This window comes from Aquimarina latercula DSM 2041, assembly GCF_000430645.1.
In the GTDB taxonomy this organism is placed as follows: Bacteria; Bacteroidota; Bacteroidia; order Flavobacteriales; family Flavobacteriaceae; genus Aquimarina; species Aquimarina latercula.
Window position 1 is genome coordinate 46,634 of the sequence record NZ_AUMK01000015.1, and the last position, 14,921, is coordinate 61,554.

A 14,921-nucleotide genomic window follows, 5' to 3' on the forward strand; every position below is an offset into this window, starting at 1 on the left:
ATATTTTAATTTTCTATTATGTTAAAAAATATTTTAAAGCTCAATACGACTCAACAATTAAGTAAAAAAGAACAACAAGCAATTAACGGAGGGTTTATACCATCGGCGTGTACTTTCCCTGGGGCACCACCTTTCGGTGGTCCTTGTGCGTGTATTATTAATGGACAAGTGTGCAGAGTACAAAGCGACTATATTTGTTTGGATGGGACAGATCCTATTTGTCCTAATTTTTAATAATATTTATTTCTTGTACATAATTTAATAATCACTATTTATTGAATTATATCAAATAAGAATAGGGCTACATTGCAATGTAGCCCTATTGTTTTATTTAGGTAAGTAAAGTGATTATTAACTTCCACAACGGCCTTGATTAGACCATCTTCTATTGCTTTGTAGTAAATATAAATATCCGTTATACGTAACTTGATCACCAGGTGAGTAACTTGTGTTTCCGTTATAGGCGTCAATACCATCACAGATGTCCGCTGGTTGAGTTTCTCCACATTCTCCTAAACGATTCCAGCTGTTAAAATCTCTTTCATATAAAAAACCTTGATAAGTAACTTTGTCTCCAACACTGTATCTAATGTTTCTAGACCATTCGTCTATTCCATCACAGATGTCATTTCCGTCACCATCACCATCACCATCACCATCACCATCTCCAGCTGGATAAATAATATTAGTCCCCTCGATGTCCCCAGTAGATAAACGACCATTAAAAGGTATGCGATTTCCTGCAGACGTAAGCATAACTGGTTGCCCATTTTTACTAAATGTAAAACTGCTATAGATCATGATAGAATTTATATCAAATGCACCAGGATTAACAGAATTGTTTGTTATTCTGAATTGGCTTATAGCTCCGTTCTGAATGTTTTCAGGTAGTATGTTTACGAATTGATCTCTATCACTACGATTTTGTTCGTGGATATACCCAAGAGTATGACCTATTTCATGAATCATGACTCCGGTGCCTGTTCTGGTACCTATAGTGATTGTTCCTCTGTTTCCATTTACACCAAGATTTGCTCTTCCGCAATTACAAGTTTGACCATCATTTTGAATAGTTACATAGTAATTTTCGTTAGTTCTTTCTTTAAATCTAATATTGGTCTTAGAAGACCATTCTTCCATAGATGCTATAGTGACTGAAATTTGATTAGAAGTTAAGCTGTTATCCAACACGTAAATCACAGTGTTATTCGGCCATTTTGTGATTCCAGGAAAAACTCCAAGCCTTTCAACTTCTTCACCAGGTACAGGATCTTCATTGAAATTACCATTATCAAATTGACTTTCAAAATACTTAGTGTCACCAGATAAATATTCTCCATTGCCTAAGTCTTGAACATAAATAGCTTCTCCTAGAAAGGACTTTTTTAGAAGTTCAATATCATTGTTTTCCTCATTGCTAATTTCTTCATCAAAATTTTCATTTGTACAAGAACCTATTGTTAGTCCTAGACAGATAAAAGCAATTTTGCCTAAATTCATTAAATTTTTAGTCTTCATTTTTAAAAATTAAATTTGTTGATTGTGTGTATTTCCTTTAATTCGACTACATCTGTAGTCTGGTTGGTTTAACGGAAGTAAGTTGTATTATTGTGAATAACGTCCTTTAATTAAGAGGCGTTTATTATTCGTAAGAGTTGGGTGAGAAAACGTAAAGATATTAAGGTAGAACATTATTTTAATATTGTTGTTTGCTTTTAGATTTATTTTCTGATGAAGAAAATAAATCTGCATTTTTGTAAAAGATTCTTTTTGATGTTAAAGTGTTTGTTTACAAAGCATTGTATTTGTTTTAGGAGAATTATATAAAGTATTAATTTAATCTTAAATCGATTTTAAGGCTGTTTTAATCACTTTTAAGGAGTTTTTTTCTTTTCCTAGTCTTGTTCTTAACTAATTGTTGATAACTCTTTAAATCATACCTTATAAAACCCTTTGAACATTTAGCTGTTTTTTTATCTTTGTTTGTTGACCAAAAATTGTAATAAATAAAGCTGATTTATGAGCGAAGAAGCAAAGAAAAATAATTATTCTGCCGATAGTATTCAGGCGTTAGAAGGAATGGAGCATGTACGCATGCGTCCATCCATGTACATTGGAGATGTAGGGACTAGAGGTTTGCACCATTTGGTATATGAAGTTGTGGATAACTCCATTGATGAAGCATTGGCTGGTCATTGTGATGCTATCGATGTTACAATAAATGAAGATAATTCCATTACTACAAAAGATAATGGTCGTGGTATTCCTGTAGGGATACATAAAAAAGAAGGTGTCTCGGCTTTAGAGGTTGTAATGACTAAGATTGGAGCTGGTGGTAAATTCGATAAAGATTCGTATAAAGTATCTGGTGGTTTGCACGGAGTAGGAGTTTCCTGTGTAAATGCACTATCTGATCATTTACATGCTATTGTACATAAAGATGGTAAGGTTTGGGAACAAGAGTATGAAAGAGGAAAACCTTTATACCCTGTAAAATCCACTGGAGATACTGATTTTAATGGTACAATTGTTACTTTTAAACCTGATCCTACTATTTTTCAGCAAACTCTAGAGTATAATTATGATACTTTAGCAAGTCGTATGCGTGAGTTGGCATACCTTAATAAAGGTATTACAATTATTCTTACGGATAAGAGACATACTGATGAAGAAGGGAATCACGTTTCTGAAACTTTCCATTCCGAAGAAGGATTAAAGGAGTTTGTGAAATTCTTAGATACCAGTCGTAATGCGATCATTGGAGATGTAATTTCAATGGAAGGAGAGAAGAATGATATTCCAGTAGAAGTTGCTATGATTTATAATGACTCTTATGCAGAGAATCTTCATTCATATGTTAATAATATTAATACGCACGAAGGTGGTACGCATCTTTCAGGTTTTAGAAGAGGACTTACTTCTACCTTAAAGAAATATGCAGACGCTTCTGGTATGCTTGATAAGTTAAAATTCGAAGTAGCAGGTGATGATTTTAGAGAAGGGTTGACAGCAATCGTTTCTGTAAAAGTGGCTGAGCCGCAATTCGAGGGGCAAACAAAAACTAAACTAGGAAATCGAGAAGTTACTTCTGCAGTTTCTCAAGCGGTTTCTGAAATGTTAGAAAACTATCTTGAAGAAAACCCTTCAGATGCTAAAACGATTGTTCAGAAAGTAATTTTAGCAGCTCAAGCACGTCACGCAGCTAAGAAAGCTCGTGAAATGGTACAGCGTAAAACGGTAATGAGTATAGGAGGGTTGCCTGGAAAGTTATCTGATTGTTCAGAACAAGATCCAGCTTTATGTGAAGTGTTCCTTGTCGAGGGAGATTCTGCAGGTGGAACTGCAAAACAAGGACGTGATCGTATGTTTCAAGCTATTTTGCCACTACGTGGTAAGATTTTGAATGTAGAAAAAGCAATGCATCACAAAGTCTTTGAGAATGAAGAGATAAAAAATATATTCACGGCTCTTGGAGTTACTATTGGTACAGAAGAAGATAGTAAGGCACTTAACCTTTCTAAATTAAGATATCATAAAATTGTAATTATGTGTGATGCCGATGTGGATGGTAGTCATATATCAACTCTGATTCTTACATTCTTTTTCCGTTATATGAAAGAATTGATCGAAGCAGGTCATATTTATATTGCCGCACCACCGTTATATTTGGTTAAGAAAGGTGCTAAAAAGCAATATGCTTGGAATGATGATCAACGAGATATGATTGTTAAAGAATTTGGGGAAAATTCTAAAATTCAACGATATAAAGGTCTTGGAGAGATGAACGCTGAACAATTATGGGATACTACTATGAATCCAGAGTTTAGAACGATGCGTCAGGTAACAATTGATAATTTAACAGAGGCGGATAGAATCTTCTCTATGTTAATGGGAGATGAGGTACCGCCACGTAGAGAATTTATTGAGAAAAATGCCGTTTACGCAAACATTGATGCGTAATGTAAGTGTTATTAAATAATTTAGAATGAAATCCGTTATACTATGTATAGCGGATTTTTTTATATATTGTTCCGCCTATTAAACCCAAATCTTGTGAAATGAACAGACCTAAAATGTTTGAATACTTTTTCAAATATTAGTTTATGTGCATTCCATCTGATTATTGAACAACCATAGATAGAAACAGATGAAAAAAACGATACTACTTTTTACGATGCTTTTGTTTAAAGTGTCATATTCTCAAACTAATGTAGATCAGTTATTAGAATTAGGTATAGAAAATGCACAGCGTTTTAGTACTGATTATTTTGCTCCGGCAGGAGAATTGTTGGTAAATAGTATGTCTAATGGTTGGTATAAAACTGCCGAAGTAAAAAAGTTGTGGCGTTTTGAGGTAGGTTTTATCGGAAATCTTTCTTTTGTAAGAGAAGAAAAGCAGTCATTTATTCTCAATACAGCAGAATATGAAGGTTTAGAATTTAGTGAAGGTCCTTCGAGTCAGTTGGTGGCTAATGCTTTTGGTGGAAATCGTGGAGATATTTCGGTGGTTTTGGATCAAGGACAATTAGGGCAAGTGGAAATTACACTTCCAGATGGGATTGGTGGAAAAGAAGTAAATATTGCACCCACAGGATTTCTTCAGGGGTCTATGGGGATATCAAGAAGCACAGAGATTAAAGCAAGATTTTTACCAAAAATTGCTGTGCGAGAGAACACAGAAGTTTTTCTTTATGGATTGGCAATTCAGCATGAATTGACGGATTGGATTTTTTCTTGGAAAAGACTTCCTTTTAGATTTTCTGGATTAATAGGGTATACTAATGTTAGAGGGTTTTATGATTTTACCGCGGATAGTCAGATTGATGGGGCAGATCAGGAAATACGATTGAAGTCTAATTCATGGTTGGTTAGTGGTATTATTTCAACGAAGCTTCCTAAATTTAATTTTTACGGTGGTTTTGGGTATTATGCAGGAAATAGTAAAGCAGATATTTTGGGTACTTATGAGATTCAAAGAGGTCCACTAGCTAGTCAAACTGTTAAGGATCCAATTTCTGTAAATAATAAAGCTTCTGGACTTAAAGCCACTATTGGAGCTAATGTGAAATTAGGTTTTTTTAGAGCCAATTTAGATTATACGCTTCAGAACTATCAAAATCTCTCTATAGGATTGAATTTTGGTTGGTAATTTAACTAAGAATTCACAAACAAAATCGTTAAAGAATTTGTATTTTCGCGCTGATATTGAAGAGATTCAATATACCAAGATAATATTAATCAAAATTATATAGAGATAATGAAAGTTACAGTAGTAGGAGCTGGTGCAGTAGGTGCAAGTTGTGCCGAGTATATTGCCATTAAGAATTTTGCTTCAGAGGTAGTATTGTTAGATATTAAAGAAGGATATGCAGAAGGTAAAGCAATGGATTTGATGCAAACAGCTTCTTTAAACGGGTTTGATACTAAGATAACAGGAACTACAAATGATTATTCTAAAACTGCAGGAAGTGATATTGCTGTAATTACATCTGGTATTCCGCGTAAACCTGGAATGACACGTGAAGAATTGATTGGTATTAACGCAGGGATTGTAAAATCAGTTTCTTCTAGTTTGATTGAACATTCTCCAAATGCAATTATTATTGTAGTGAGTAATCCAATGGATACAATGACATATTTAGTACATAAAACTACAGATCTTCCTAAGAATAGAATTATTGGTATGGGTGGAGCTTTAGATAGTGCTCGTTTTAAGTATAGATTAGCTGAAGCATTAGGAGCTCCAATTTCTGATGTTGATGGAATGGTGATTGGAGGACATAGTGATAAAGGGATGGTTCCTTTAACAAGACTAGCAACTAGAAATAGTGTGCCAGTTTCAGAATATATCTCTGATGAGCGATTAGAGCAGGTTGCAGCAGATACTAAAGTTGGTGGAGCTACGCTTACTGGTTTATTAGGAACTTCTGCTTGGTATGCTCCAGGAGCTGCAGTATCAGGATTGGTTCAGGCTATTGCTTGTGATCAGAAAAAAATATACCCTTGTTCTACATTGTTAGAAGGAGAGTATGGGTTAAATGACCTATGTATAGGAGCGCCTGTAGTGCTAGGTAAAAACGGAATCGAAAAGATTGTAGAAATTAAACTTAGTGATGCTGAAAAAGCTAAACTTGCAGAGAGTGCAGAAGGAGTTAAGAAAACTAATGGATTATTAGAATTATAATTCATTCATCTATAAAAAAAGAGCCGCTATTAATATAGCGGCTCTTTTTTTTTGATAAATTATAAAATCACTTTCTTATAAATTTTTGTCAATTAAACCCTGTAATCTTCCAGAAGACGGTAATGGACAAAAGCGACTCACTTTTTTACCAGTAGCATCAATAAGGAAAAATTTTGGAATAGACCAAGATGTTGAAGTGACTCCTCCCATTTCTATAGTTTCAGAAATAAATGCTAGTATTGGACTGTTTTGTGGTACCCAAAATTGATTTTCAGTATTCTTTTTCTTTTTAACGTACTGTAACCATCTATCCTTATTAGTGTCTAAGGATATGTAAATAATATCTATATTATCTTCATATTGTTTTTTAATTTCTTCCAGGTATGGTGTTTCTTTAATACAAGGTTTACACCACGTAGCCCAAAGATCAATAACAGTTAATTTTGTTAATTTATCCTCAATTTTAATTTCATTTCCCTCTACGGTTATTAAAGTTGAAAGCGGGAATTGTTCTTGCCCAATAAGTTTTTGACTCCAGTGAACGCTTACTAATAACAATATTATAAAAATGTATCTCACAGATTTCGTTGTTTAAATTTTCAAAATCAAAATAACGATTTATTTGTAAAAAAAGATATTTTACATTGATTATTATTTTATAAGACATTTATTGTAAGACTTTAGAAATGCAGTTTTAATTTTTTTATATTTGCGATCATGAAAAAAGAATGGTACTTCAAAATTTTGATTACTGCATTTGCACTATTGGTTGTGATGCAGCATCAAACTGTAGTGCCTAATCAAGAAATTGTTCTTGAGTTTACTGATGTTGAGGTTACTTCTTCAGAAGCGCAAAACGCAATTGCACTTGTGAAAAAACAATTGGAATCTATTGGGGTTAGAAACACTCGGATTTCAAAGGATTTAAATAATGGTAAGCTTAAGATAGCTTATTATAGTGATGCTGATGTAGAAAGTATCAAAGAAATACTGTCTAAAGAAAAAAGTGTTGCCTTAAATTATATTTTATTTGATCAGAATAGTGCAGACGACCAATTTCCGTTCAACAAAAATTCTTCGGACTATAATCTAGATGTTTATAAAATTCAAAAAAGTACAGACTCCAATACGGATTTTAATGGAATTTTTGTTCTAGAGGTTAAACAAAAACAGGATAGAGCTTCAGGTTTTTATGCACATAGTTTTGTAGCCGAAAATGATATTGATCATTTAGCTAGACTAACAAAATTAGCTCAAAAAGTTAATAAATCTATTGCAATCACAATAGATAATATTTCTTATAAAATTCCTGAGGTAAGAGCAGGACCAATTTCTTAATTAAGGATATATTAATTTTAATATTCCTTACATCTCCAATTTTTAGGAAGTCAGATAAGAAGAAAGTAATTGAGTTGTTTTTTTCTAAATCCTATTTGACTTTTTAATATAGCTCCTGTCTAAGATTTGATAGAGCTTTCCAATAATGAAATTCTAATAAATTAATAATTGTTGAATCCTATTTGATTTAAAAGGGTTTGACCAAAATAAATAATAATGCAAAATAAAGGACTTGTTAGAGTGTTTGCGATTTTATTTGGATTGGTATGTATTTACCAATTATCGTTTACGTACTTAACATACACAAAAGAAAAAGAAGCTGAAGCTTATGCCTTAGCTAAACATCCAGAAGCAGATGCCTCTGCATTAAGAGATACAGCAGAAAAAACGTATTTAGATTCTATTGGTAAGGATCCAATTTTTGCAAATTTTAGTTATAACGATGCTAAGTCAAAAGAACTAAATAAAGGTCTTGACCTTAAAGGAGGAATTAATGTAATTCTTCAGATTTCTGTTAGAGATATCTTAGAAGGATTGGCTAATAATTCTAAAAATCCTGCTTTTATCCAGGCGTTAGATGCTGCAGATCAGACTCAGAAAAATAGTCAGAATACATATGTTGAAGATTTCTTTATAGAGTTTGAAAAAATACCGGATGCTCAGTTAGCTTCTCCGGATATTTTTGCGAATAAAAATTTAAGTGATGATATCACTTTTGATATGTCTAACGACATTGTAGAGCCAGTTTTAAAAAGAAAAATTGACGAGTCAGTAACTTCAGCATTCGAAGTACTTCGTAAGCGTATTGATAAGTTTGGGGTTACACAACCTAATATCCAACGTTTAGGAGAGTCAGGGCGTATTTTAGTAGAGTTGCCAGGAGCTAAAGATGTAGATCGTGTAAAAAAGCTTTTACAGAGTACTGCACAATTAGAATTTTGGGATGTAGAAAATGCTCAAGAGCTTGGTATTTTCTTAAGCAGAATGAATGAGAAACTTAAGAAAGAATTAGAAGCCAAAGATGGTGTAGAAGTTAAAGAAGAAGTAACTGATGAGGTTACGGAATCAGAAAAAGTATTAGATACCGTTCAGACAGATACAACTAAAACGGATGCAGATGCTGAAATAGAAAAATTATTAGCAGATTCAGAAGATTCTACAGATGTAGAAACACAGGTAAATCCAATAAACGATTTAATCGGTCCTCCTTCAGTTGGAGGAGCATTGATCTCAGTTGCAATTAAGGATGTAGAGCAATTTGATGAGTATTTAAATAGAAAAGACATTAGAGCTTTATTACCTCAAGCTTTGAGGTACACAAAATTTGCTTGGAGTAAACCTGAGAAAGAAGGCGAGAGAGTAGATTTATATGCATTAAAAGGAAACCGTGATAGTACTCCAGAATTAAGTGGAGGAGTAATTACGGATGCTGCACAAACTTATGATCAGGTTAATAATGTAATAGTAACCATGCAGATGGATGGTAAAGGAGCTAAGAAATGGGAAGAAATGACAGGAAGGGCTTCGCAAACCAGAGGTCAGATTGCTATCGTTTTAGATAATATAGTATATTCTGCACCGGGTGTTTCTAAAGGACCAATTTCTGGAGGTAGAAGTGAAATTTCTGGAGACTTTACTGTTGAAGAAGGACAAGATTTAGCAAATGTATTGAGAGCTGGTAAATTACCAGCTTCTGCAGATATTATTGAGAGTGCAATAGTAGGACCGTCTTTAGGACAAGAGGCTATTGATAGTGGAGTGATGTCATTTGGTATTGCATTGGTGTTGATTTTAATCTGGATGATTTTTTACTATGGTAAGGCTGGAGCTTTTGCTGATGTTGCTTTGGTAGTAAATATTCTATTTATTTTTGGAGTACTAGCTGGATTAAAAGCTGTATTGACATTACCTGGTATTGCGGGTATTGTATTAACGATTGGTATGTCTGTGGATGCGAACGTACTTATCTTTGAAAGGATTAAAGAAGAACTTGCAAAAGGGAAATCTCAAGTAGATGCAATTAAAGACGGTTTTAATAATGCATTGTCATCTATATTAGATGCAAACATTACAACAGGTCTAACAGGTTTAATTCTTTTGTTCTTTGGTACAGGTCCAATTAAGGGATTTGCAACAACTTTGTTAATTGGTATTCTTACATCTTTATTTACTGCAATCTTTATTACAAGATTATTTATTGATGGATATGGTAAAAATGGTAAAGAACTAGCATTTTCTACTGCGGCTACTAAGAATTTATTTAAGAATATAAATATCAATTTCCTTGCAAAAAGAAAGATTGCATATGTGATTTCGGGTATTATCGTAGTAGCTGGTCTTGTATCACTATTTACTCCAGGACAAGGATTAGATGAAGGTGTAGATTTTGTTGGAGGAAGAACCTATACTGTTCGTTTTGCTCAGGATGTAGTGCCTACAGATGTAGAAAAGGATTTGGTAGCTGTTTTTGGTAGTGCGCAAGCAAAAACCTTAGGTGCTAATAATCAATTAAAGATTACAACAAAATATAAGGTAGATGAAACAGGTGAAGAAGTAGATTCTGAAATCTCTAATTCTTTATTTACTGCTTTAAAACCTTATTTGACAGATGGTATGACTTATGCGGAATTCTCTAATGGAGATGAAGATAAGCAAGTGGGTATTATGTCTTCTAGAAAGGTAGGACCAACTATTGCAGATGATATTCAGCAAGCAGCATTTGTTTCGGTTATCGGATCTTTAATTGTAGTATTCTTGTATATCTTATTTAGATTTAGAAGATGGCAGTTTAGTTTAGGTGCAGTAGCAGCAGTATTTCATGATGTTTTAGTTGTATTAGGTGTATTCTCAATTACTTGGAAATTTATGCCATTTAATATGGAAATTGATCAAGCCTTTATTGCAGCCATATTAACGGTTGTAGGGTACTCTCTGAATGATACGGTGGTTGTGTTTGATAGAATCCGTGAATATTTTGCGGAACACACAGGTTGGTCATTAGACAAGAATATTAATGGAGCATTAAATAGTACATTAAGTCGTACATTAAATACTTCGTTAACTACTTTATTAGTATTGATAGCAATCTTTATTTTTGCTGAACCATTAAGAGGGTTTATGTTCTCATTAATTATTGGTGTATTAGTAGGTACGTATTCTTCATTATTCATTGCAACTCCTGTAATGTATGATACGGTGAAGAAAGTAGGTTTAAAAGAAAAGAAGAAGACTGAAGAGTAAGTTTTCTATAAATTTTGAAAAAAAGAGTTGTGTCCTTTGTTGGATGCAACTCTTTTTTTGTTTGAATTTTCCCTAATGATAGGTTACGGTTTTATGAATCTTTGTCTTTTTGTTAACACTATATCGTTTGCGTAATAATGGAGTAAGAAATTATTTTTTTTAATTACCTACATTTGAAAATATCACTATTAAATAGTTAATTTTTTGACTAATTGATAGTTTAAGAGTGTGATGTAAAAATAGCAGCTATCCACTTTTTAGTATTATGTAGTTATACATAATCGAAAGTTTTAGTTGTTCATTTTTTTGAACATATAATGACGCTGAAGTATCTATAGGTAGTTTGCAAATACAAGATCTGGGAAAATTTTCTTTGCAGGGGTTAGTTGTCGTTGGAATATATAAATGTTGTTTTACAACATAACACTATTATATATTTAACACACAATATTCATGAAAAACACTAACTTATTTTTGGTATTGCTATTTGTCTATTCGGGGATAGTAGCACAACAAGTCCACACTTCTTATTTGTGGCATATGCAACAGCCCAATTATTGGCCTGAGAAAAGTAAAGAAAATCCTAACCGCTATCAGACTGTTCTAGAGTCTCATAATCTAAAAACTTCTGGTGACTCCTGGAATATTTATGATGATGGAATAAGTCATCCATTAAATAATTTGGAGGAAATTTTTGGGAAATATGATCGTGTAAAAGCATATCAGTATGGACCAAAGAACTCTGTTCAAACATTGTTGGGATTACCAAATGGTGGTGCGCAGGTTAATTATTCTGGTTGCTTGATAGAAAATGTAAATAGCCTAGGAAATGCTGGAGTTTGGGGTTATAGCCAGGGCTGGGAAAATAATTTTATAGAAGCTAAAAACTGGAAAACATCTGGTGGACAGCCTAGGATGGATCTAACGGGATTTACGTTTCATCATGCATTAGCACCATTAATAAGTGAACGTGCTTTAAGAATGGAATTGAAAACGCATAAATTAATAATGACTGAAACTTTTGGAGGAGAGTATTCTAAAGGTTTTTGGCCAGCAGAATGTTCTTTTTCCGAAAGGATCATAAAGGTTTTGGTAGAAGAGGGTTTTCAATGGTCTGTTGTAGCTAATAGCCATTTATCACGTACTTTAAACGATTACCCATTGGATTATGGAACTTCTGGGGTTAATATTGACCCACCTAATGCTGCGGATAAAGTAGCTACCAATGGACAGAATTGGTGGAAAGGTCAAATAGACGGGAGAGGAGGAACTTTTGCCGCTCCATATTGTTATCAAGCACACAAAGCGCAATATATTGATCCAGAAACTGGTCAAGCATATAAAATGGATGTTGTACCGATGGCAGATTTATTGAGTTATCAGAACGGATTTAGTTCTATGGGAACAGGGGAAATAGATGCTAATATTGCTCCTTTTAGTAACGCAAGTCAGCCATCGATTGTATTGCTTGCTCATGATGGAGATAATGCTTGGGGTGGTGGAGATAGTTATTACCAAGAGTCTGTTCCTGGATTTGCTAATGAAGCTGCTTCTAAAGGATATGATCCCACTACAATACAACAATTCTTAAACTCTTACCCAGTTCCAGAAAGTGATATTGTGAGAGTAGAAGATGGATCTTGGGTAAATGCTGCTAATGATTGGGGACACCCTCAATTTATTAATTGGTTATGGCCTTTGTATGATACCACAGATTATACGTTTAATCCGGATGGATGGACTGAGGATGCTAGAAATTGGGCGGTAATAACTGCTGCAGAAAACTATGTTTTAACTGCAGAGGACAATAGTGGAGGTGTTGATCTTGCAAAAGTTATTGACCCTTCTTTCGGGGCTTCCAATGCGGAAAAAGCTTGGCATTTTTTCTTACCATCTTTAACTAGTGGTTATATGTATTATGGGAAAGCAATTGATATGGAGGTTAAGCAGACGCTAGCGGGTAATATTGCAATAGAACATGCGAAAGCAGAAATTGGAGACGCCCCAGAACAAGACAATACGCCACCATCTGTGTTTATTCCACAACGTTTTCCATATAATCCTGGAGGTAAAGGGTTTGGGCCTATTTATGCATATCAAGAAGTTCAGAATACTTCTGATTTTCATGTTTGGACATTTGCACATGATGTAAATGGTCTGGCTTCAGTAGAGTTAAAATATAGAACAGATAATGATGGCGTAAATCCTATTTCTGATAATGTGAATGACGTATATTCAACTAGTGAAGGTGTGAGTTCTTGGAATAGTATCTCTATGATACAGAAAGAATTTCCAAAAGGTAATGTAACACAAGATCCAGAAATTGATTTATTTATAGAACCAACAGCTATTGCAGATTTATGTTATGCAGAGATTAAAGGCCTCTTTAATGTATTGGTAGATTATTATGTAGAAGCTGTGGATACCAAGGGGAATGTGTTTAAGACCCCTATTCAACATGTATATGTTGGGGAATTTAATAGTAGTGATCAGGTAACTCTAACTGTAACCCCCGATTCTGGAAATTATGATGATACGATTGAAGTAGTGTTAGAAGCTTCAACAACATCTGTTAATGATGGGGTTGTTGTTTATTATACTATAGATGGATCAGATCCTGATCAATCAAGTACTGAATATTCGAATTCATTCGATATTGGTAGTGCTGATAGTGAACCAATCATCTTAAAAGCAATAGCATTTGATGAAGATGGAAATTCTTCCGAAGTAATCACTAGGAATTATACATTTGGTGACTTGCCTTCTTATAGTATTCACTTTAAGAACACTTCTAATTGGAGTCAGGTTTATGTATACGCTTTTGATAAAAATAATAATGCAGCATTACCTGGTTGGAATTGGCCAGGTAAATTAATGACTAAAGAACAGGATTCGCCTTGGTACATTACAATCATAGCGGAGTCAGTAGAGGTTGGTCTTGTTTTTACAAATGGAAATGGAGAACAGTCAGACGATCAATTTAGAAATGTAGATGGTTGGTATGTGTATTCAGAAAATATTTGGTATGATCAATGCCCTTCGGATTGTCCGGGAGTTTTAGGATTGCCTGAATTGTCAGTTACTCCATTAGGAGGATCTTATGAAGGAAGCGTTTCGGTTAATTTATCGACTACCAATCAAGGAGTAATTTATTATACCGTAGATGGATCAGAACCTTCGGATTCTAGTTCTTTATATCAAAATGAATTGATTTTTACAGAAGATACTACGTTAAGGGCTATTGCTTATAATAGTAGCGGTCAGTCATCGATTATTTCTGAAGATTATAATATCACCGAGGCTCAATCATTTACTGTTTATTATCGAAATATGTCTAACTGGAATGATGTATATGTGTATTTATTTGATAAAAATACAAATCAACCATTACCTGGTTGGAATTGGCCAGGTAGATCAATGGATAGAGAACAATCCTCACAGTGGTACTCATTTTTGATCGAAGAAAATGCTGACATAGGTATTGTGTTTAACAACAACAACAATGGAGGGCAATCAGATGATTTGATGAGAGAAGTAGATGGATGGTATGATTCATCTACTAATCAATGGTATGATCAGTGTCCAACAGCTTGTCCTGGCGATGTTTCTGATGATGAATTGACAATTCATTTTAATAATAACAATACTAATTGGAATTCTGTAACATTATATTACTGGGAAACAACTCCCACATCTTTGACTACTTCTTGGCCTGGTTCCCAAATGACGGATATAGATGGAGATGGATGGTATGAGTATACATTATCTGGGGTAACATGTGCAAAAGTTATTTTTAGTATAAATGGAGAACAACAAACAGGAGATTTAGAAATATGCGGTGAAGGATGGTATGATAATGGTTGGGTAAATGAGCCTTTAAATAAAGAACCAGAAAAAAATGCGGTAAGGATTTCTTCACCTTATCCTAATCCTTTTAAAGATGAGATTAACTTTAATATATCGGGAGAGGATAGGTCTCTTAGTGTTACGATTAGAGATATAAAAGGAGGATTGTATTATTCTGATGTGATATCAAGTAAAAATGGAGTGATATCAATACCTCTTAATGTGACAAAAGGAATATATTTTGTGAAATTCAGTGGTAAAACTATTAATAAGGTTGTGAAGATTATTAAATAATTTTTCCGATTTATCCCTG

At 33.9% G+C, this 14,921-nt stretch carries 8 protein-coding genes; 6 read left to right on the forward strand and 2 right to left on the reverse strand.

Going from position 1 to position 14,921, the window contains the following annotated elements:
• Positions 1–351: 351 nt before the first annotated feature.
• The gene (locus H526_RS0114785; protein WP_051336173.1) at positions 352–1,518 is read right to left on the reverse strand and encodes a M12 family metallopeptidase; all 1,167 of its coding nucleotides are present in this window, start codon (positions 1,516–1,518) and stop codon (positions 352–354) included.
• Between the two features lie 501 nt (positions 1,519–2,019).
• On the opposite strand from H526_RS0114785, the gene gyrB reads away from it, so the two are divergent.
• The 3 genes from gyrB (at position 2,020) to mdh (ending at position 6,184) form a co-directional block, all read left to right on the forward strand.
• Positions 2,020–3,960, forward strand: coding sequence for a DNA topoisomerase (ATP-hydrolyzing) subunit B (gene gyrB / locus H526_RS0114790; protein ID WP_027393727.1), 1,941 nt, complete (start codon positions 2,020–2,022; stop codon positions 3,958–3,960).
• A gap of 187 nt (positions 3,961–4,147) precedes the next feature.
• Positions 4,148–5,149 (forward strand): DUF6588 family protein, encoded by a 1,002-nt coding sequence (locus tag H526_RS0114795; protein WP_027393728.1) that lies wholly within the window; start codon positions 4,148–4,150, stop codon positions 5,147–5,149.
• A gap of 108 nt (positions 5,150–5,257) precedes the next feature.
• On the forward strand, positions 5,258–6,184 hold the full coding sequence (gene mdh / locus H526_RS0114800) for a malate dehydrogenase (protein WP_027393729.1): 927 nt from the start codon (positions 5,258–5,260) through the stop codon (positions 6,182–6,184).
• 75 nt (positions 6,185–6,259) lie between these two features.
• Here the strand turns inward: mdh and H526_RS0114805 are convergent, their stop codons facing one another.
• On the reverse strand, positions 6,260–6,763 hold the full coding sequence (locus H526_RS0114805) for a TlpA family protein disulfide reductase (RefSeq protein ID WP_081415633.1): 504 nt from the start codon (positions 6,761–6,763) through the stop codon (positions 6,260–6,262).
• A gap of 138 nt (positions 6,764–6,901) precedes the next feature.
• Between H526_RS0114805 and H526_RS0114810 the strand changes: the two genes are divergently transcribed.
• The 3 genes from H526_RS0114810 (at position 6,902) to H526_RS0114820 (ending at position 14,902) form a co-directional block, all read left to right on the forward strand.
• Positions 6,902–7,522 carry a hypothetical protein gene (locus tag H526_RS0114810; protein ID WP_027393731.1) on the forward strand — a complete coding sequence of 207 codons (621 nt, stop codon included), beginning with the start codon at positions 6,902–6,904 and terminating at the stop codon, positions 7,520–7,522.
• A 216-nt stretch (positions 7,523–7,738) separates the two neighbouring features.
• Positions 7,739–10,762: a protein translocase subunit SecDF gene (gene secDF / locus H526_RS0114815; protein ID WP_027393732.1), complete on the forward strand. Its 3,024-nt coding sequence runs from the start codon at positions 7,739–7,741 to the stop codon at positions 10,760–10,762.
• A 453-nt stretch (positions 10,763–11,215) separates the two neighbouring features.
• A complete protein-coding gene (locus H526_RS0114820; RefSeq protein WP_035085688.1) occupies positions 11,216–14,902 on the forward strand; it encodes a starch-binding protein in 3,687 nt (1,228 codons plus the stop codon).
• Positions 14,903–14,921: the final 19 nt, after the last annotated feature.